The organism is Bosea sp. RAC05 (genome assembly GCF_001713455.1).
Classification (GTDB): Bacteria; Pseudomonadota; Alphaproteobacteria; order Rhizobiales; family Beijerinckiaceae; genus Allobosea.
In genome coordinates, this window is sequence record NZ_CP016464.1 from 2,708,599 (window position 1) to 2,727,821 (window position 19,223).

Here is a 19,223-nt window from a genome sequence, read left to right on the forward strand (position 1 = left end):
CGACGCCCTTGGCCGCCCGGGCTGCGCCGGTGCCCGCGATCGCGCCGTCGCGGGTCGCCGTCATCGTCGGCGAGGGGAGCCAGTGGGCGGCCGGCGCCGAAATGCTTGAATCATCGTCTCAGAAAAGGGGAACAAGATGCTGAAAAGACTCTGCTTCGGTGCCGCAGCAGGCCTCGCCATGGCCGGGCTGGCCTTCACCGGCGCCGCCCGGGCGCAGGAGACCACGATCAAGTTCACCCTGGGCTGGAAGACGCAGGGCTCGGACGCCGCTTTCTTCGTCGCCCGCGACAAGGGCTACTACAAGGCCGAGGGGCTGAATGTCGTCATCGACCAGGGCGAGGGCTCGGGCGCGACCGTCACCCGCATCATGGGCGGCGCCTATGATGCCGGCTTCGGCGACGTCAACGCCATCATCCAGAACGCCGCGACCAAGCCGGGCGAGAACCCGGTCATGGTCTATATGATCTGGAACCGCCCGCCCTTCGCGATCTCCAGCAAGAAGGCGACCGGCATCACCAAGCCGAAGGATCTCGAGGGCAGGACGCTGGGCGGGGCGCCGGGCACGCCGACGACCCGCCTGCTCGAGGTCTTCGCCCGCAAGAACGGGCTCGACATGGGCAAGATCAAGCTCACCAGCATGGCGCCCAACCTGCAGGAGCCGCTGCTGATCAAGGGCGACATCGACGGCGCGCTGGTGTTCAACATCACCAGCTATTTCAACCTGCTGCTCAACCGCCAGGACCCGGAGAAGGACTTCAACTGGCTCACCTTCGGCGATTTCGGGCTCGATCTCTATTCCAACGGGCTGATGGTCTCGCAGAAGCTGATCAAGGAGAATCCCAAGGCCGTCGCCGGCCTCGTGCGCGCCACCAACAAGGCGATGCTCGAGATTGCCAAGGACCAGGCCGTCGGCATGAAGGCGGTGATGGCCTATGACGCCCTCGTCAACGAGGCGATCGAGAAGAAGCGCCTGCAATACTCCTTCAGCGAGCTCATCGTCTCGCCGGAGATGAAGGAGATCGGCGTCGGCGACACCAAGGACGCCCGCATGGCCAGCGCCATCGGCATCATCGCCGAGGGCTATCAGCTCGCCCGCACGCCCAAGCCCGAGGAGATCTTCTCCCGCGCCTTCCTGCCGCCCAAGGCCGAGCGCGAGCTGGTCTATACGGCGAATTGATCGCACGGACAGGACACCGGGTTGCCCTGCCGATCCGGTGTCCTCTTCGAGGATGGCAGTTGATGCCATTTGATGCCATTTGATGCCATTCTCTTCCGCGGAGGACAGATGATGGCATCGATGAATATCTCTCTGCCCGACCCGATGCGGGACTGGGTCCAGCGTCGCATCGACGACGGTCACTACGCCAGCGCGAGCGATTACGTGCGCGACCTCATCCGCCATGACCAGGAGCAGGCGCGCCGGCTTTCAGTCGAGGATATTCGTCGGTCCATTGCCGAAAGCCGGGAGAGCGCAGCGACCAGCTCCGCCGATGCGGTGTTTGACCGGCTCGAAGCCCGGCTGAAGGCGATGGTCGAGTAGGTGTCCCGGACCTGCCGCTTCGCGCTGTCCGCGGAGAAGGATCTCGAAGAGATCGCGCTGTTCATCGCCTCGGACAGCCCCCGGCGCGCCCTGTCCTTCGTCTGGGAATTGCGGGCCCATTGCGCCCGCATCGCCGATCAGCCGGAAGCCTATCCGCTGCGCGAGGAGTACGGCGTGGGCGTCCGGATCACCGTCGACGGCCGCTATCTGATTTTCCATGCGATCCGTGACGACGCTCTCGTCATCGAGCGCATCCTGCATGGCGCGCGACACCTGGACTGGGTGCGACTTTAGGCACGGGGTACAGCCGGCTGCCTGGCTTCCCTTTGAGGCAACTCCGACTCGCCTTTCCGCCAGGGCTCGTTCTATAAAAGAACAAAGATAGAACATGAGCCCTCATGCAGCCCCGCCCGGACCCCGCTTCCCTGACCGATCTGCGCCGCCATCTCGCCGAGATGGCGCTGCGCGGCGCGCCTGCGGCAGTGGGGCAGGTGAGTTTCGGCGCGCCCGCCCTCGATGCGGCGCTGGGCGGCGGCATCGCCCGCGCGGCCCTGCACGAGGTCTATGCGCCCGCCACGGCCGATCTCGCGGCGGCAACGGGATTCGCCGTCGGCCTCGCCATCCGGGCCGCGCAGGAGCGCCCGATCCTCTGGGTGCGGCAGGATGTCGTCGATGCCGAGACCGGCCGGCTGCATCCGCCGGGGCTGACCGAACTCGGGCTCGATCCCGCTCGCGTGCTGCTGGTGCGGGCGCGCGATGCCGAGGGCGTGCTGCGCGCCGGCGCCGAGGCCGCCCGCTGCCCGGCGCTGGGGGCGGTGCTGATCGAGCCCTGGGGCGCGCCGCGCCGCCTCGATCTGACCGCCAGCCGGCGCCTGGCCCTGGCGGCGGAAGGCTCGGGCGCGACGACGCTTCTGCTGCGCGCCGCCGTGGCGCCGCAGCCGAGCGCGGCCTCGACCCGCTGGCAGGTCGCGTCCCTGCCGTCGCGGACGCTGGAGGCGAATGCACCGGGAGCGCCTGCCTTCAGCCTCCGATTGCTGCGGCATCGCGGGGGGCTGGGTGAGACTGAGTGGCGTGTGGAGTGGAGCCGTGACCGACAATCTTTCCAGGAGAGCCCTGTCCAGAGCGACGTCCGAAACCGTCAGGCCGCTGCCGGCCGCGACGAGACCATCCTGCAGCCCAGAGCCAGCCCCGATGCCGCGCCGCTATCTCGCTTTGTGGTTCCCTTTCCTGCCGACCGACCGGCTGCGGCGGGAGGGCCGGGTCCCGACATCCGGCGTACCGGCTGACGCCCCGCTGGTCGTCTATGCCCATCGTGGCAATGCGCTTCGCCTCGTCGCGGGGGACGACCGGGCTCTGGCGCTGGGGCTGGCGCGGGACCTCACCCTGGCCGACGCCAGGGCCCGCATTCCCGGTCTGATCGCGATCGAGGCCGAGCCTGAGGCCGACGAGGCCCTGCTGATGCGGCTCGCCGCCTTCTGCGACCGCTTCACCCCGCTGGTCGCGCTCGATCGCCCCCAGGGCCTGCTGCTCGACATCACCGGCTGCGCCCATCTCTTCGGCGGGGAGGGCGCGCTGCTGGCGACGCTCGGCCGCTGGATGCAGCGCGGCGGCCTCGCGCTCCGCTCGGCCGTCGCGGGCACGCCGGAAGCCGCCCATGCGCTGGCGCGCTTCGGCCGGGGCGGGATCGTGCCGCCCGGGCAGGACGAGGCCTGGCTGCGTCCGCTGCCGGTCGCGGCACTCGAGCTTCCTCCTGAGACCGCGCTCGCCTTGACCCGGGCGGGCCTGAGGACGCTGGCCGATCTCGCCGAGCGCCCCTCCAAGGGGCTGTCGGCCCGCTTCGGTGAGGATCTGGTGACGCGGTTGCGGCGCACGCTCGGCCATGAGGATGCCCGGCTTACGCCGCTGCGCCCGCCGCCGGCCTGCCTGGTCGAGCGCCATTTCGCCGAACCCATGCTCGATCTCGACGGGCTGCAGGAGGTGGTCGCCCGGCTGATCGCGGAGGCCGCGCGGGTGCTGGAACAGCGCGGCGAGGGCGGGCGCGTCTTCGAACTCGGCTTCCATCGCAGCGACGGGGCGGTGCGGCGGCTGGTGATCGAGACCGGGCGCCCGACGCGCGACGGCAAGGCCATCCTGCGGCTCTGGCGCGAGCGCGTCGAGAGCCTGGCCGACCCGCTCGATCCCGGTTTCGGTTTCGATGCGGTGCGCCTTGCCGTGCCGGTCTGCGAGCCGCTGAGCGAAACCCAGCCGAGCCTCGACCGCCGCGCCGTCGAGGACGAGGCCGTGGCCGATCTCGTCGACCGGCTGGTCGTGCGCTTCGGCCGCGACCGGGTGCTGCGCTTCGTGGCGCAGGACAGCCACCATCCCGTGCGAGCGGCGAAGGCCCGCTCGGCCGCGCTGCCGCCGGCCGGCATCGCCTGGCCGGCCCCCATTCCGCATGAACCGCCGACACGCCCGCTCCAGCTCTTCGAGCCGCCCCAGCCGGTGGAGGCCATCGCCGAGGTGCCCGACGGCCCGCCGATCCGCTTCCGCTGGCGCCGGCTTATCCATGACGTCGCCCGTGCCGAGGGTCCCGAACGCATCGCGCCGGAATGGTGGCGCGACGGCTCCAGCGAGCCGATGCGCGATTATTACCGCGTCGAGGACTCGGCAGGCCGCCGCTTCTGGCTCTTCCGCGTCGGCTTCCACGAGCCGGAGCAGGCGCCGCCGCGCTGGTTCCTGCATGGGCTGTTTGCATGAATCAGGTCCTCAGCCCCTTCGCCGAACTCGTTGCCGCGACGAATTTTTCCTTCCTGCGCGGCGCCTCGCCGGGGCCCAATCTGGTGCTCACCGCGCTGCTGCTCGGCCATGCGGGGCTCGGCCTCGCCGATCGCAACACGGTGGCGGGCGTGGTGCGGGCCTGGAGCGCGCTGCGGCAGCTGCGCGAGGACGGGCTGCCCCCGGCCGAGAAGCTGAAGGAGGGCGATAGCCCCGGCGAGCATGTCTGGATCGAAAACCCCGCCTTCGCCGACCTGCCCTTCACCGCGGCGCAGCTGCGGGCGATGGCGCAGGATTTCCGGCTTGTCCTCGGCAGCCGGCTCGTCTTTGCCGACGGCACGCCCGACATCGTCGTCTATCCCGCCAACCGCAGCGGCTGGGGCAGGCTCTGCCGCCTGCTCAGCGAGGGCAACCGGCGCGCCGGCAAGGGCGAGTGCATCCTGAACCTCGACGACCTCCTCAGCGATACCCGCGATCTCCTGCTGATCCTGATGCCGCCGCGCGATCTCGCCGGTCTGCCTGCGCTGCTCGCCCGGCTGGACGAGGCCGCGCCCGGCTCGCTCTGGCTCGGCGCCAGCATGCACCGGCGCGGCGACGACCGCCGCCGGCTGGCGCGGCTGAAGGCGATCGCCGCCGCGACCCGCACCCCGCTGCTGGCGACCAACGACGTGCTCTACGATGCCCCCGAGCAGCGCGACCTGCAGGACGTGCTGACCTGCATCCGCGAGGGCGTCTCGATCGAGCGGGCGGGGCGCCTGCTCGAGGCCAATGCCGAGCGCCATCTCAAGACGCCCCAGGAGATGATCCGGCTCTTCCGCGATGCCCCCGAGGCGATCGCCGAGACGCGCCATCTCCTCGCCCGCATCGACTTCGATCTCGGCCAGCTCGAATACGAATATCCCGACGAGCCCGTCCCGCCCGGCTGGAGCGACCAGGCCTGGCTCGTGGAACTGGTGCGCCGCTGCAGCGACATCCGCTATCCCGACGGGGTACCGGCGAAGGTCGAGGCCCTGCTGCGCAAGGAGCTCGATCTGATCGCGGGGCTGAACTACGCCCGCTATTTCCTCACCATCCACCAGATCGTCGAATTCGCCGTCAGCCGCGGCATCCTCTGCCAGGGCCGCGGCTCGGCCGCCAATTCCGCCGTCTGCTATGTGCTGGGCATCACCGCCGTCGACCCCGCCGAGAGCGACGTGCTGTTCGAGCGCTTCATCTCGACGCAGCGCCGCGAGCCGCCCGATATCGATGTCGATTTCGAGCATGAGCGGCGCGAGGAGGTGATCCAGTGGATCTATGAGCGCTATGGCCGCCACCGCGCCGGCATCGTCGCGACCGTGATCCGCTACCGCCCGCGCAGCGCCATCCGCGATGTCGGCAAGGCGCTGGGGCTGACCGAGGACGTCACCGCGCGCATCGCCAGCACGCAATGGGGCAGCTGGGGCACCGAGATCGGCGACGACCGCGTCCGCCAGGCCGGGCTCGACCCCGCCAACCCCACGATCCGCCGCGCCGTCGACTTCGCCATCCGCCTGCTCGGCTTTCCGCGCCATCTCTCGCAGCATGTCGGCGGCTTCGTGCTGGCGCGCGGGCACCTCGACGAGATGGTGCCGGTCGGCAATGCCGCGATGGCGGACCGCACCTTCATCGAATGGGACAAGGACGACATCGATGAACTCCGCCTGATGAAGGTCGATGTGCTCGCACTGGGCATGCTGACCTGCATCCGCAAGGCCTTCGACCTGCTGCGGGAGCATCAGGGCCTCGAGATGGGCCTGGCCGACGTGCCCAAGGACGACGGGCCGACCTATGACATGCTCTGCCGGGGCCAGTCGCTCGGCGTCTTCCAGGTCGAGAGCCGGGCGCAGATGAACATGCTGCCGCGCCTGAAGCCGCGCATCCTCTACGACCTCGTCATCCAGGTCGCGATCGTCCGGCCCGGGCCGATTCAGGGCGACATGGTCCACCCCTATCTGCGGCGGCGGGCGGGGCTTGAGCCAGTACATTATCCCGCGCCGGCCCCGGAGCACGGGCCGGCTGACGAGCTCTTCCAGGTGCTGAACAAGACCAAGGGCGTGCCGCTCTTCCAGGAGCAGGCGATGAAGCTCGCCATGGTCGCCGCGAAATTCTCAGACAGCGAGGCCAACGGCCTGCGCAAGGCGATGGCGACCTTCCGCAGCGACGGCAGCATCGGCAACTATCAGGACATGATGGTGGAGCGGATGGTGGCGCGCGGCTATGAGCGCGATTTCGCCCAGCGCTGCTTCGACCAGATCAAGGGCTTCGGCAGCTACGGCTTCCCGGAAAGCCACGCCGCCTCCTTCGCCAAGCTGGTCTACATCTCCTCCTGGCTGAAATGCCATCACCCGGCTGCCTTCGCCTGCGCGCTTTTGAACGCGCAGCCCATGGGCTTCTACGCACCCGCCCAGATCGTGCGCGAGGCGCAGGAGGTCGGCGGCGTCGAGCCACGCGCGATCGATGTGAATTCCAGCTTCTGGGACAATGGGTTGGAGCCGACTGTCCATCCTCGTTTCGCCCTGCGCCTCGGCTTCCGCCAGATCGACGGCTTCCGCGAGGAATGGGGCCTGCGCATCGCGGCGCGGCGGGGCGGGGGCTTTTCCGATGTCGAGGAGCTGATGCGCCGGGCCGATCTGCCGGGCCGTGCGATGCGGCTGCTCGCCGATGCCGACGCCTTCCGCTCGCTCGGGCTCGACCGCCGCGAGGCGCTCTGGGCCGTGCGCCGCCTGCCGGATGACGAGGCCCTGCCGCTCTTCGCCGCTGCCCAGGCCCGCGAACTGGGCGAGGAGCCGGCCGTCCCTCTGCCCCTCATGCCGCTGCCGCAGCAGATCGTCGCCGACTACCAGACGGTCAGGCTCTCGCTGAAGGGGCACCCGATGGGCATGCTGCGGCCGCTGTTCCGGCGCGACCGCGTGCTGAGCTGCGCCGAGCTCGAAGGCCGGCCCGACGGCAGTTGGACGACGACGGCCGGCGTCGTGCTGGTGCGCCAGCGCCCCGGCAACGGCAAGGCGATCTTCATCACGCTGGAGGACGAGACCGGCATCGCCAACATCCTGCTCTGGGCGCGCCTGTTCGAGCGCTTCCGGCGCGAGGTGATGAGCGGGCGCCTGCTGCAGATCGAGGGCCGGGTGCAGAAGAGCCCCGAGGGCGTGGTCCATCTCATGGCCCAGCGCGTCGTCGACCGCACGGCCGATCTGTCGAGCCTGTCGGAGAGCCACAGCGCCACGATCACGCTGACGCGCGCCGACGAGTTCAAGCATCCCCAGGCTCCGCGTGGCCGTCACCCCCGCGACGTCCGGATCCTGCCGAAATCCCGGGATTTCCACTGACTGCCGCAATGGTAGTCAATTCGCCTGTTTCATGAGCAAAATAGGACGCTGCGTATGCGCGCCCCCGCCTTCTGTCCAATCCTAACGCAGGGACGAGGGGCCGGCGCCGGCCAAACCGGGGGCGGCCCTCTGGCATGCCCGTTGCTAACCTCGTGCCGCCGCTCGCAGGAGCGAGCGGCCAACCACAGGGGAGAAAAACGTGTCCGTATCCAGCTTCACCCGCTCGGCCCTTCTCGGCCTCGGCCTTTCGACGGCGCTCGTCACCGGAGCGCTCGCCCAGGAGAAGGTCCTGCGCATCGGCATGACGGCAGCGGACATTCCGCGGACCCACGGCCAGCCCGACCAGGGCTTCGAGGGCAACCGCTTCACCGGCATCCCGATGTATGACGCGCTGACCCATTGGGATCTCTCCTCCGCCGAGAAGGCGAGCGTCGTCATCCCCGGCCTGGCCACCGAATGGGCGGTCGACGCCACCGATAAGACGAAATGGACCTTCAAGCTGCGTCCGGGCGTCAAGTTCCAGGACGGCTCCGATTTCACCGCCGCCGCCGTCGTCTGGAACGTCGACAAGGTCCTCAACAAGGAAGCCGCGCATTTCGCGCCGGACCAGATCGGCGTCACCGTCTCGCGCATGCCGACGCTGCGGAGCGCCCGCGCGATCGACCCGCTCACCGTCGAACTGACCACGAGCGAGCCCGACGCCTTCCTGCCGATCAACCTGACCAATCTGTTCATGGCGTCGCCGGCGCACTGGGCTGCCAAGCTTGCCGCCGTCCCGGCCTCGGTCACCGATCCGGCCGAGCGCGCCAAGCAGGCCTGGGCGGCCTTCTCGGCCGATCCGTCCGGCACCGGCCCGTTCAAGGGCGTCAGGCTGTCGCCGCGCGAGCGTTTCGAGATGGTCGCCAACAAGGCCTATTGGGACCCCAAGCGCGTGCCGAAGATCGACCGCGTCGTGCTGCTGCCGCTGCCGGAGGCCAATGCCCGCACCGCGGCCCTGCTCTCGGGCCAGGTCGACTGGATCGAGTCGCCCTCGCCGGATGCCGTGCCGCAGATCAAGCAGCGCGGTTTCACCGTCTACACCAACGCCCAGCCGCATGTCTGGCCCTGGCAGCTCTCCTTCGTCGAGGGCTCGCCCTGGGTCGACAAGCGCGTCCGCCACGCCGCCAATCTCTGCATCAACCGCGAGGAGCTGAAGACGCTGCTCGGCGGGCTGATGGAGATCCCGAAGGGCACCGTTCCCCCGGGCCATCCCTGGTGGGGCAACCCCAGCTTCGACATCAAGTACGATCTCGCGGCGGCCAAGAAGCTGATGACGGAAGCCGGCTATTCGGCCTCGAAGCCGGCGAAGGTGAAGGTCCTGACCTCGGCCTCGGGCTCCGGCCAGATGCAGCCGCTGCCGATGAACGAGTTCATGCAGCAGGCGCTGAAGGAGTGCTTCTTCGACGTCGCGCTCGAGGTCGGCGAATGGAACGCCGTCTTCACCAACTGGCGCGAGGGCGCCAAGCACGCCAACGCCCGCGGCGCCAACGCCACCAACGTCACCTTCGCGGCGATGGACCCGTTCTTCGCCATGGTGCGCTTCACCTCGACCAAGACCTTCCCGCCGGTCTCCAACAACTGGGGCTATTTCGGCAATGACGAGTTCGACAAGCTCATCGCCGACGCCCGCACCAGCTTCGACGGGACGGCGCGCGATGCGGCGCTCGCCAAGCTCCATGCCCGCATCGTTGAGGAAGCGCCCTTCGTCTGGGTGGCCCATGACGTCGGCCCGCGCGCGATGAGCGCCAAGGTCAAGGGCGTCGTCCAGCCGAAGAGCTGGTTCATCGATCTCGCTCCGATGTCGATGGACTGATCGCTTCCGCCCCGCGGCAGCCTGCCTCTGTCGTCATGGTCGGGCTCGTCCCGACCATCCACGGCTTCGTCGTCGGTGACGATGGGCGAGACGTGGATGCTCGCCACCTGGGCGAGCATGACGTTGGGGAGGGTGCCGCGTGCGGCTGGCACAGCCCTTGCGAAGCCAGCCTGGAACCCATCCAAACCGGAGCCACCCATGATCCGCAGTGCCCTAGCCCTGACCCTCGCCGCTGGCGTCTCCCTCTTCGCCGCATCGGCTCAAGCCCAGGGCACGCTGCGGATCGGCATGACCGCCTCCGACATCCCGCTGACGACCGGCCAGACCGACCAGGGCGGCGAGGGCATGCGCTTCATGGGCTACACGCTCTATGACGCGCTCATCAACTGGGACCTCAGCAAGGCCGACAAGGCCTCCGACTTGACGCCGGGCCTGGCCTCGAGTTGGTCGGTCGATGCGACCGACAAGACCAAGTGGACCTTCGTCCTGCGCGAAGGCGTCAAGTTCCACGACGGCTCGGAGTTCACCGCCGACGCCGTGGTCTGGAACCTCGACAAGCTCCTGAAGAACGACTCGCCGCAGTTCGATCAGCGCCAGGCGGCGCAGGGCCGCTCGCGCATTCCCGCCGTCGCCTCCTACAAGTTGATCGACAAATACAAGGTCGAGATCACCACCAAGGCGCCCGACGCCACGCTGCCCTACCAGATCGCCTGGGTGATGATGTCCTCGCCGGCGCAGTGGGAGAAGCTCGGCAAGAGCTGGGAGGCCTTCGCCAAGACCCCGTCCGGCACCGGCCCGTGGCAGCTCACCGCCTTCCAGCCGCGCGAGCGCGCCGAACTCTCGCCCTTCCCCGGCTATTGGGACAAGGCCCGCGTGCCCAAGCTCGACAAACTCGTTCTGCTGCCGCTGCCGGAGGCCAATGCGCGCGCCGCGGCGCTGCGGGCCGGGCAGGTGGACTGGATCGAGGCGCCGTCCCCGGACCTGATCCCCTCGCTCAAGACGGCCGGCTTCCAGATCATCACCAACGCCTACCCGCACAACTGGACCTGGCATCTCTCGCGCGCCGAGGGCTCGCCCTGGAACGACATCCGCGTCCGCAAGGCCGCCAATCTCGCCGTCGACCGGCAGGGGCTGAAGGAACTGCTCGGCGGCCTGATGATCCCGGCCGAGGGCTTCTACCCGCCCGGCCACCAGTGGTTCGGCAACCCGAAGTTCAAGCTCAAGCTCGACCAGGCTGAGGCCAAGAAGCTCCTCGCCGAGGCCGGTTTCTCGCCGGCCAAGCCGGTCCAGACCAAGATCCTGATCGCGCCCTCGGGCTCGGGCCAGATGCAGCCGCTGCCGATGAACGAGTTCGTGCAGCAGAACCTCGCCGAGGTCGGCATCAAGATCGACTTCGAGGTCGTCGAGTGGAACACGCTGATCAACATCTGGCGCGCCGGCGCCAACCATGAATCCTCGCGCAAGGCGACGGGGATGAACTACACCTACTTCATCCAGGACCCCTTCACGGGCCTGATCCGTCACCTGCAGTGCAACCTGCAGCCGCCGGCCGGCACGAACTGGGGTATGTACTGTGATCCGGAGATGGACAAGCTCTTCGACCAGGTCCGCAACACCTTCGACGCGACGGCGCAGACCGCCGTTCTCCAGAAGATCCACGAAAAATATGTCGACGAGGCCCTGTTCCTGATGGTGACGCACGACGTCAACCCGCGCGCCATGAGCCCCAAGGTCAAGGGCTTCGTCCAGGCGCAGAACTGGTTCCAGGACTTCTCGCCGATCACCATGGCGAAGTGAGGTTGTTCTTGGCTCGGCAGTCCGTCCCAACCTCTGCGCGTCATCCCGGGCGACCGAAGGTCGTCCCGGGATCCATCGGAGGGTGCAACGCTCTCCGATGGATCCCGGCGCTCCGCTTCGCTCCGGCCAGGATGACGGTCGAGGTCGAGACGACTGCTGAGATGGCGGCCCCATGCTGAAATACCTCGCCAAGCGCATCCTCTACGTGCTGCCTGTCGCCTTCGGCGTCAGCCTGTTCTGCTTCCTGCTGGTGCATATCGCGCCGGGCGACCCGCTGACCTCGGTGCTGCCGCCCGACGCCTCCCAGGCGATGCAGGACGAGCTGCGCAAGATCTACGGCTTCGACCGGCCGCTGCCGGTGCAGTTCGGCCTCTGGCTGCTGAAGGCCCTGCAGGGCGATCTCGGAACCTCGATCGCGACGGGCCGTCCCGTCGCGGCCGAGGTCTGGCGCGCGGTGGGCAACACGCTGCTGATCGCCGGTCTCGCGACCGTCATCGGCTTCGTCTTCGGCTGCTTCTTCGGCTTCGTCGCCGGCTATTTCCGCGGCTCCTTCCTCGACAAGTTCGCCTCCATGCTGGCGGTGCTCGGCGTCTCCGTGCCGCATTACTGGCTGGGCATGGTGATGGTCATCGTGTTCTCGGTGCAGCTCGGCTGGCTGCCGCCGGGCGGGGCGGGGCCGGGCGGCTCGGCGGCGTGGAAATGGGACTGGGAGCATGTCAGCTACATGATCCTGCCCGCCATCACGATGTCGGTCATCCCGATGGGCATCATCGCGCGCACCGTGCGTGCGCTGGTCGCCGACATCCTCAACCAGGAATTCGTGCCGGCGCTGCGGGCCAAGGGCCTGCTCGACTTCGGTGTCTTCCGCCATGTCGTGAAGAACGCGGCGCCCACCGCGCTGGCCGTGATGGGCCTGCAGCTCGGCTATCTTCTGGGCGGATCGATCCTGATCGAGACGGTCTTCTCTTGGCCGGGCACCGGCTTCCTGCTCGGTAACGCCATCTTCCAGCGCGACCTGCCGCTGCTCCAGGGCACCATCCTCGTGCTCGCCATGTTCTTCGTCGGGCTCAACGTCCTCGTCGATATCCTGCAGGGTCTGCTCGACCCGCGCGTCCGGAGGCGCTGAGATGTCCGCCATCGCGCAAGGCAAGGCCGCCGTCATCGTGCCGCCCCTGGCGAAGTCGCCCGGCTACTGGTCGGGCGTCTGGCGCCGCTTCAAGAAGGACAAGGTCGCGGTCTGCGCCGGCCTCGTCGTGCTCGCGATCATCCTGATGGCGATCTTCGCCGATTACCTCGCCCCGGCCGACCCGACCCGCTCGTCGATGCTGCGGCGCCTGCGGCCGATCGGGACGCCGGGCTATCCGCTTGGCGCCGACGAGCTCGGCCGCGACATGCTCTCGCGGCTGATCTTCGGCGCGCGGCTCTCGCTCTTCATGGGCGTGGTGCCGGTCTTCATCGCCTTCATCATCGGCTCGGTGATCGGCGTCGCCGCCGGTTTCTTCGGTGGCAAGTTCAACACCGTCGTGATGCGCACCGTCGATGTGTTCTATGCCTTCCCCTCCGTGCTGCTGGCGATCGCGCTCTCGGGGGCGCTCGGCGCCGGCATCACCAATTCGCTTCTGTCGCTGACCATCGTCTTCATCCCGCCGATCGCGCGCATCGCCGAGAGCGTGACGACCCAGGTCCGGTCGATGGACTATGTCGAGGCGGCGCGTGCCAGCGGCGCCAACGCGATCACGATCATCCGCGTCCATGTGCTCGGCAATGTGCTCGGTCCGATCTTCGTCTATGCGACGAGCCTGATCTCGGTCTCGATGATCCTGGCGTCGGGCCTGTCCTTCCTCGGGCTCGGCACCAAGCCGCCGACGCCGGAATGGGGGCTGATGCTGAACACGCTGCGCACGGCGATCTATGTGCAGCCCTGGGTGGCGGCGCTCCCCGGCGCGGCGATCTTCATCACCTCGATCTCGTTCAACCTGCTTTCCGACGGTCTGCGCTCGGCGATGGACGTGAAGGGCTGACCATGGCGCATGACAAGGTCGACGCGACCCATCACCAGACCCACCCCGACCGCGGCGGCGCCGGCACCCCGCTGCTGCAGGCGAAGACGCTGACCAAGCATTTCCCGCTCGGCGGCGGCGCTGTCGTCCGCGCCGTCGACGGCGTCGATTTCGCCGTGATGAAGGGCGAGACGCTCGGTGTCGTCGGCGAATCCGGCTGCGGCAAGTCGACGACGGCGCGCGTCGTCATGCAGCTCATCCCGCAGGACAAGGGCGAGATGCTGTTCGACGGCGAGATCGTCGGCGGCCAGGCGCTGACGCTCAAGGAGTACCGCCGCCAGGCCCAGATGGTCTTCCAGGACAGTTACGCCTCGCTCAACCCGCGCCTGACCATCGAGGATTCGATCGCCTTCGGGCCGACGGTGCACGGCGTCTCCAAGGCCAACGCCATCCTCAAGGCGCGCGACCTGCTGGAGCGCGTTGGGCTCGATCCGGCCCGCTTCGCCGCGCGCTATCCGCATGAGCTCTCCGGCGGCCAGCGCCAGCGCGTCAACATCGCCCGTGCGCTCGCGCTCGGCCCGCGACTGGTGATCCTCGACGAGGCGGTCTCGGCGCTCGACAAATCGGTCGAGGCGCAGGTGCTCAACCTGCTCGCCGATCTGCGCGAGGAGTTCGGCCTGACTTACATCTTCATCAGCCATGACCTCAACGTCGTCCGCTTCATCAGCGACCGCGTCATGGTGATGTATCTCGGCGAGGTCGTGGAGATCGGCCCGGTCGAGGAGCTCTATGGCGATCCGCGCCACCCCTATACCCGCGCGCTGCTCTCGGCGATGCCCTCGATGGATCCCGACAATCGGACGATGGAAGCCCCGCTCGCCGGCGATCCGCCGAACCCGATCAACCCGCCCGAGGGCTGCCGCTTCCATCCGCGCTGCCCGCATGCGCAGACCGTCTGCGCCAAGGTGAAGCCGGTCCTGGCCACGGTGGGCGAGGGCGCCCGTCAGGTCGCCTGCCACATGCAGGTGCCCGGCTCCGGCCACAGCCACGCACCCGCCCTGGAGGTCGCGGCATGAGCACGGGCATGAACACGGGCAAAAATACGGGAATGAGCACGCCTCTCGTCGAGATCGAGAACCTGACGGTGCGCTTCCGCGGCGCCCAGACGGTCCACGCCGTCAACGGTGTCTCGCTGACCCTGGAGCCGGGCCAGGTGCTCGGCATCCTCGGCGAATCCGGCTCCGGCAAGAGCGTGACGCTGAAGACGCTGCTGCGCCTGCTGCCCGAGAGCCGCACCGATATCGGCGGCGGCGTCCGCGTCGACGGGCGCGACGTGCTGGCGCTGAACCCGCAGGATCTGGCGGACTACCGCGGCGCCGTCACCTCGATGATCTTCCAGGATCCCGCGCTCGCGCTCGATCCGGTCTACACCGTCGGCCAGCAGATCGCCGAGGCGATCATCCGGCACGAGAGCATCTCGGCGAAGGCGGCGATGGCGCGCGCGCTCGAACTGCTCGAACTGGTCCGCATCCCGTCGCCGGAGCGCCGGCTCAAGGCCTATCCGCATGAGATGTCGGGCGGCATGCGCCAGCGCGCCATGATCGCGCTCGCGCTCGCAGCCCGTCCGAAGCTCCTGCTCGCCGACGAGCCGACGACCGCGCTCGACGCCACCGTGCAGATCCAGATCCTGCTGCTGCTGCGGCAGCTCCAGCGCGACCTCGGCATGGGCATGCTCTTCGTCACCCATGACATCGGCGTCGCGGTCGAGGTCTCGGACCGGCTGGCGGTGATGTATGCCGGCCAGATCGTCGAGACCGGCACCGTGCGCGAGCTGCTGCGCGATCCCCAGCACCCCTATACGCGGGGGCTCCTCGCCGCGAACCTGCACGGCGCCAAGAAGGGCGAGCGGCTCGAGGCCATTCCCGGCGCGCCGCCGGCACTGACCGAGCCGCCCTCGGCCTGCTCCTTCGCACCGCGCTGCAAGCACGCGCAGGATCGCTGCCGCGCGGCGCTGCCGCCCGTCGTCCAGCTCGGCGAGGGCCGGGTGGTGCGCTGCATCCTGGCGGAACAGGCAATGACCGCGGCGGCATGAGCACGCCGCCCATTCCGCGCCGGCCATTTCCTCGCAAGCCTCGACCCGCTATCAGCAGGCGATGACGCGCCGCGACCCTGCCGCGCCAAACTGACGGAGCCTGCCATGGATCTCGGCCTTCACGACAAGCGCGCGCTGGTGCTGGGTGCGAGCCGGGGCTGGGCGCCGCCATCGCCCGCACGCTCGCCAGCGAAGGCGCCTCGGTCATCGCCGCCGCCCGCAATGTCGCCGCGACCGACGCCTGGGTCAGCGAATGCCCCGAGGAGGTGCGCAGCCGCATCTTCGCCGCCAGCCTCGACCTCTCGGATCTCGCCTCGGTCGAATCGCTGATGACCGTGCTGCGCGATGCCGGTGGCATCGACATCCTGATCGGCAACTCCGGCGGTCCGCCCCCGGCCGAGGCGCGCGAGGCCGGCCGCGACGACTGGCTCAAGCATTTCGAGGCGATGGCCGCCAATCTCTTCCATCTGGCGCAGGGTATGCTGCCGGGCATGGTCGAGCGCGGCTACGGCCGCATCATCACCATCGCCTCCTCGGGCGTCGAGCAGCCGATCCCGCGGCTGGCGCTGTCGAACGGCATCCGCTCGGCAGTCGTCGGCTGGTCGAAGACGCTGGCCGCGGAGGTCGCCTCGCAGGGCGTGACGGTGAATGTCGTGCTGCCCGGCCGCATCCACACCGAGCGTGTCGACCAGCTCGACCAGGCCGCCGCCGACCGCACCGGCACCACGCCCGAGCAGGCGGCCAAGGCTTCGCGTGCGACGATTCCCGCCGGCCGCTACGGCACGCCGCAGGAGTTCGCCGATGTCGTGACCTTCCTCGCCAGCGAGCGGGCGAGCTATGTCACCGGCGCCAAGATCCGCATCGACGGCGGCGCCACGCGCAGCATCTGAGGGTCAACGGAACACGAGGCGCCGGCCTGCCTTCTGGCGGCCGGCGTCATCGTCGCGGGCTGGCTCAGGCCGCCTGCGAATAGGTGGAGCCGGACGCGTTCGCCGCGCCGAGCTGGTAGGTGCTGCCATAGGCCTGCGAGGCGCTGCTCGGCGGCGGTCCGGGCGGCGGACCCGACGGCCGGCCGCGCTGTTCGAGCGCCGCCTGGAAGGAACTCTGCTCGTCCTTCGAGACCGATCCGTCCGCACTCGTGTCGATCGCGTCGAACAGCTTGCTCAGCAGGTCGCTCGACGAACTCGTGCCGGAGGAAAAGGCCGAGAGGAACTCGTCCTTGGCGACGCTGCCATCGGAGTTGGCGTCGAGCTGGGCGAAGATGTCTGTCTCCTCCTCGCTCTCGCCGGTGCTGCTCTGGCTCTGCCCGCCGGACTGGAGCCCGAACAGGAAGGACTGGAGCTGCTGCTGGGCCTGCTCGGCCTTGGTCTTGAAGGCGTCCTGCTCCTCCTTGGTGACCGACCCGTTGCTGTCGCTGTCGATCGCCTTGAAGAGCTCTTCGCTCTTGCTGCTGTCGGCGCCCTTCGGGGCCCCGGCCTTGAACTCCTCGATGCTCAACCCGCCGCTGCTGTCGGTATCGACCGACTCGAAGCTCGGAGGCTTGGGCGGAGGCGGGCGAAATCCGCCGCTGACGCCACTGATGCTGGACATGACTGGACTCCATCGCGTCACCGCCGGATGGCGGCGCCTGCGATTGTCCGGCGCGAGCCCATTGCGGAAGCCTAAGGGGAAGGGGCCCTCCGCACGGCAATTGGTAAGCCGGTGTTTCGCTTGGATCATGCGGCAACAGAGCGAAACACAATCGCGCCGGGAGGCGCTCAGGCGATGACGGCGGTGGCCTCGATCTCGACCAGCGCCTCGGGCTCGACGAGCGAGACCACCTGCACCACCGCCATCGCCGGAAAATGACGGCCCAGCACGCCGCGATAGACCGGCCCGAGCTCTTTCAGGCTGGCGCGATAGGCCTCGATGTCGGTGACGTACCAGGTCATCCGCACGATGTCCTCGATCCGCCCGCCGCCGGCCTCGACCACGGCCTTGATGTTGAGGAAGGTGCGTTCGAGCTGCGGCAGGAATCCCCTCGCGAAGACGCCGTTCTCGTCCCAGCCGACGAGCCCGCCGGTCACCAGGACGCGGCCTTCCGCGACCATGCCGTTGGCATAGCCGCGCGGCAGCGGCCAGCCCTCCGGCAGGATGGCGCGGGACAGGGTTTCACTCGACATGGGCGTCGCCTCGGTTCGGGGCCGTTCCGGCTCGTCTGTGGGGGTGGTTCAGGCCTCGCCCTGTGCCATCTGGCGCAGCGCGAAGCGCTGCAGCTTGCCGCTGGCAGTCTTGGGCAGGGCCGTGACGAAGTCGATGGCGCGGGGATATTTGTAGGGCGCGATAGCGGCCTTCACATGGTCCTGCAAGGTCTTGAGCATCGCCGCATCGCCGGTGACGCCCTCGCGCAGCACGACATAAGCCTTCACGATGTGGCCGCGCTCGGGGCAGGGCGCGCCGACCACACCGCACTCCATCACGTCGGGATGGGCGAGCAGACAGGCCTCCACCTCCGGCCCGGCGATGTTGTAGCCCGACGAGACGATCATGTCGTCGGAACGCGCCTGGTACCAGAAATAGCCGTCCGCATCGCGGATATAGGTGTCGCCGGTGACGTTCCAGCCGTCCTGGACGTAGGCCTTCTGGCGCGCATCGGCGAGATAGCGGCAGCCGATCGGCCCGCGCACGGCGAGCCGGCCCGGCGTGCCGTCGGGCACGTCGCGGCCGTCGGGATCGATGATCTTCGCCTCGTAGCCCGGCACCGGAAGCCCGGTCGAACCCGGGCGGATGGCCTCCAGCGGCGCCGCGATGAAGATGTGCAGCATCTCGGTGGCGCCGATGCCATCCATCAGCATCAGGCCGGTCTTGGCCTGCCAGGCGTCGAAGACGGGCTTGGGCAGGGTCTCGCCGGCCGAGACGCAGATGCGCAGAGATGAGATGTCGCGCCCGTCGAGCTTGTCGAGCACGGCCCGATAGGCCGTCGGCGCGGTAAAGATGACGCTCGCCCTGTGCCGCTCGATGGCGTCGAGCAGATCCGCCGGCGCCGTCCTGTCGGGCAGCACGGCCGCCGCGCCGATCCGGAAGGGGAACAGCACGATGCCGCCGAGCCCGAAGGTGAAGGCGAGCGGTGCCGAGCCGATGAAGCGGTCCTCCGGCGAGGCCTTCAGCACCTTCGCGGCATAGGTGTCGCAGATCACCAGCAGGTCGCGCTGGAAATGCATCGTGCCTTTCGGCTCGCCGGTGGTACCCGAGGTGAAGCCGATCAGGCAGACATCGTCGCTGGCGGTGTCGACCGCCTCGAAGCGGTCGTATCCGGGCTGCGCCATCAGCGTTTCGAGCTCGCAGCCCTCCGCGCCGAAGGCGACGATGCGCGCGAGCTCCGGCACCTGGCGCTGGGCGCCTTCCAGCTCGGCCATCAGGCGGTGGTCGCACAGCGCCAGCGCGATCCTCGCCTTGCGCAGCGGATAGACCAGCTCGCCCGCCCGCAGCATCGGCATCGTCGCGACCACGACGCCACCGGCCTTGATCACGGCGAGATAGGCCGCGACCATCATCGGCGTGTTGGCCGCGCGCAGCAGCACGCGATGGCCCGGCACGAGGCCCAGATCGCGCGTCAGCACATGGGCGATGCGGTCGATCCGCTCCGCGAGGTCGCGATAGCTCCAGGTGACATGGTCGCCGATGATCGCCGGCCGGTCGCCGCGCCCCTGCGCGACATGCTCGTCGACCAGAACGCTGACCGTGTTCAACCGCTCCGGATAGCTCAGCCCGGCCCCGGAGAGGTCGATCGCCGGCCATTGCTCGGGCGGTGGCAGGTTGTCGCGGGCGAAACTGTCGATATGGCCGGAGCGCAGGAATGTCATGG

Annotated in this window: 15 protein-coding genes and 1 pseudogene; 13 read left to right on the forward strand and 3 right to left on the reverse strand. The window is 68.8% G+C overall.

Annotation, left to right across the window (positions count from 1 at the left end; genetic code table 11):
- The first annotated feature begins 136 nt into the window (after positions 1–136).
- From BSY19_RS16300 to BSY19_RS16360, 13 genes and pseudogenes are all read left to right on the forward strand, one after another.
- Positions 137–1,177: an ABC transporter substrate-binding protein gene (locus BSY19_RS16300; RefSeq protein ID WP_069055060.1), complete on the forward strand. Its 1,041-nt coding sequence runs from the start codon at positions 137–139 to the stop codon at positions 1,175–1,177.
- A 108-nt stretch (positions 1,178–1,285) separates the two neighbouring features.
- Positions 1,286–1,540 (forward strand): type II toxin-antitoxin system ParD family antitoxin, encoded by a 255-nt coding sequence (locus tag BSY19_RS16305; RefSeq protein WP_210184382.1) that lies wholly within the window; start codon positions 1,286–1,288, stop codon positions 1,538–1,540.
- Positions 1,541–1,834, forward strand: coding sequence for a type II toxin-antitoxin system RelE/ParE family toxin (locus BSY19_RS16310; protein WP_069055061.1), 294 nt, complete (start codon positions 1,541–1,543; stop codon positions 1,832–1,834).
- Between the two features lie 104 nt (positions 1,835–1,938).
- Entirely contained in the window at positions 1,939–2,826 is an 888-nt protein-coding gene (locus BSY19_RS16315; RefSeq protein ID WP_069055062.1) for an ImuA family protein, read from the forward strand.
- The gene (locus BSY19_RS16320; RefSeq protein WP_150129640.1) at positions 2,732–4,276 is read left to right on the forward strand and encodes a Y-family DNA polymerase; all 1,545 of its coding nucleotides are present in this window, start codon (positions 2,732–2,734) and stop codon (positions 4,274–4,276) included. The genes BSY19_RS16315 and BSY19_RS16320 overlap by 95 nt, the downstream gene beginning before the upstream one ends.
- A complete protein-coding gene (locus BSY19_RS16325; protein ID WP_069055063.1) occupies positions 4,273–7,638 on the forward strand; it encodes an error-prone DNA polymerase in 3,366 nt (1,121 codons plus the stop codon). The genes BSY19_RS16320 and BSY19_RS16325 overlap by 4 nt, the downstream gene beginning before the upstream one ends.
- 199 nt (positions 7,639–7,837) lie before the next feature.
- On the forward strand, positions 7,838–9,490 hold the full coding sequence (locus tag BSY19_RS16330) for an ABC transporter substrate-binding protein (RefSeq protein ID WP_069055064.1): 1,653 nt from the start codon (positions 7,838–7,840) through the stop codon (positions 9,488–9,490).
- A 198-nt stretch (positions 9,491–9,688) separates the two neighbouring features.
- On the forward strand, positions 9,689–11,287 hold the full coding sequence (locus BSY19_RS16335) for an ABC transporter substrate-binding protein (RefSeq protein WP_069055065.1): 1,599 nt from the start codon (positions 9,689–9,691) through the stop codon (positions 11,285–11,287).
- Positions 11,288–11,459: 172 nt separating this feature from the next.
- Positions 11,460–12,413: an ABC transporter permease gene (locus tag BSY19_RS16340; RefSeq protein WP_069055066.1), complete on the forward strand. Its 954-nt coding sequence runs from the start codon at positions 11,460–11,462 to the stop codon at positions 12,411–12,413.
- Between the two features lies 1 nt (position 12,414).
- Positions 12,415–13,308, forward strand: coding sequence for an ABC transporter permease (locus tag BSY19_RS16345; RefSeq protein WP_069055067.1), 894 nt, complete (start codon positions 12,415–12,417; stop codon positions 13,306–13,308).
- 2 nt (positions 13,309–13,310) lie between these two features.
- Positions 13,311–14,363 (forward strand): ABC transporter ATP-binding protein, encoded by a 1,053-nt coding sequence (locus BSY19_RS16350; protein WP_069055068.1) that lies wholly within the window; start codon positions 13,311–13,313, stop codon positions 14,361–14,363.
- 32 nt (positions 14,364–14,395) lie between these two features.
- On the forward strand, positions 14,396–15,379 hold the full coding sequence (locus BSY19_RS16355; RefSeq protein ID WP_069055069.1) for an ABC transporter ATP-binding protein: 984 nt from the start codon (positions 14,396–14,398) through the stop codon (positions 15,377–15,379).
- A 105-nt stretch (positions 15,380–15,484) separates the two neighbouring features.
- A pseudogene (locus tag BSY19_RS16360) lies at positions 15,485–16,269 on the forward strand (SDR family oxidoreductase).
- 64 nt (positions 16,270–16,333) lie between these two features.
- Here the strand turns inward: BSY19_RS16360 and BSY19_RS16365 are convergent.
- The 3 genes from BSY19_RS16365 to BSY19_RS16375 all read right to left on the reverse strand — a co-directional run bounded on the left by BSY19_RS16365 (position 16,334) and on the right by BSY19_RS16375 (position 19,221).
- Positions 16,334–16,969: an EF-hand domain-containing protein gene (locus tag BSY19_RS16365; protein WP_069055070.1), complete on the reverse strand. Its 636-nt coding sequence runs from the start codon at positions 16,967–16,969 to the stop codon at positions 16,334–16,336.
- Between the two features lie 167 nt (positions 16,970–17,136).
- Entirely contained in the window at positions 17,137–17,541 is a 405-nt protein-coding gene (locus BSY19_RS16370; RefSeq protein WP_069055071.1) for a RidA family protein, read from the reverse strand.
- A 48-nt stretch (positions 17,542–17,589) separates the two neighbouring features.
- Complete coding sequence (locus BSY19_RS16375) at positions 17,590–19,221, reverse strand: benzoate-CoA ligase family protein (protein WP_069055072.1); 1,632 nt, start codon at positions 19,219–19,221, stop codon at positions 17,590–17,592.
- Positions 19,222–19,223 lie beyond the last annotated feature (2 nt).

Excerpts from the sequence above, each read along its gene's own strand:
- BSY19_RS16340 (WP_069055066.1), top strand. The coding sequence starts at position 11,460 with ATGCTGAAATACCTCGCCAAGCGCATCCTCTACGTGCTGCCTGTCGCC.
- BSY19_RS16350 (WP_069055068.1), top strand. The coding sequence starts at position 13,311 with ATGGCGCATGACAAGGTCGACGCGACCCATCACCAGACCCACCCCGAC.
- BSY19_RS16315 (WP_069055062.1), top strand. The coding sequence starts at position 1,939 with ATGCAGCCCCGCCCGGACCCCGCTTCCCTGACCGATCTGCGCCGCCAT.
- BSY19_RS16375 (WP_069055072.1), bottom strand. The coding sequence starts at position 19,221 with ATGACATTCCTGCGCTCCGGCCATATCGACAGTTTCGCCCGCGACAAC.
- BSY19_RS16300 (WP_069055060.1), top strand. The coding sequence starts at position 137 with ATGCTGAAAAGACTCTGCTTCGGTGCCGCAGCAGGCCTCGCCATGGCC.
- BSY19_RS16370 (WP_069055071.1), bottom strand. The coding sequence starts at position 17,541 with ATGTCGAGTGAAACCCTGTCCCGCGCCATCCTGCCGGAGGGCTGGCCG.
- BSY19_RS16325 (WP_069055063.1), top strand. The coding sequence starts at position 4,273 with ATGAATCAGGTCCTCAGCCCCTTCGCCGAACTCGTTGCCGCGACGAAT.
- BSY19_RS16365 (WP_069055070.1), bottom strand. The coding sequence starts at position 16,969 with ATGTCCAGCATCAGTGGCGTCAGCGGCGGATTTCGCCCGCCTCCGCCC.
- BSY19_RS16305 (WP_210184382.1), top strand. The coding sequence starts at position 1,286 with ATGATGGCATCGATGAATATCTCTCTGCCCGACCCGATGCGGGACTGG.
- BSY19_RS16355 (WP_069055069.1), top strand. The coding sequence starts at position 14,396 with ATGAGCACGCCTCTCGTCGAGATCGAGAACCTGACGGTGCGCTTCCGC.
- BSY19_RS16345 (WP_069055067.1), top strand. The coding sequence starts at position 12,415 with ATGTCCGCCATCGCGCAAGGCAAGGCCGCCGTCATCGTGCCGCCCCTG.
- BSY19_RS16335 (WP_069055065.1), top strand. The coding sequence starts at position 9,689 with ATGATCCGCAGTGCCCTAGCCCTGACCCTCGCCGCTGGCGTCTCCCTC.
- BSY19_RS16320 (WP_150129640.1), top strand. The coding sequence starts at position 2,732 with ATGCCGCGCCGCTATCTCGCTTTGTGGTTCCCTTTCCTGCCGACCGAC.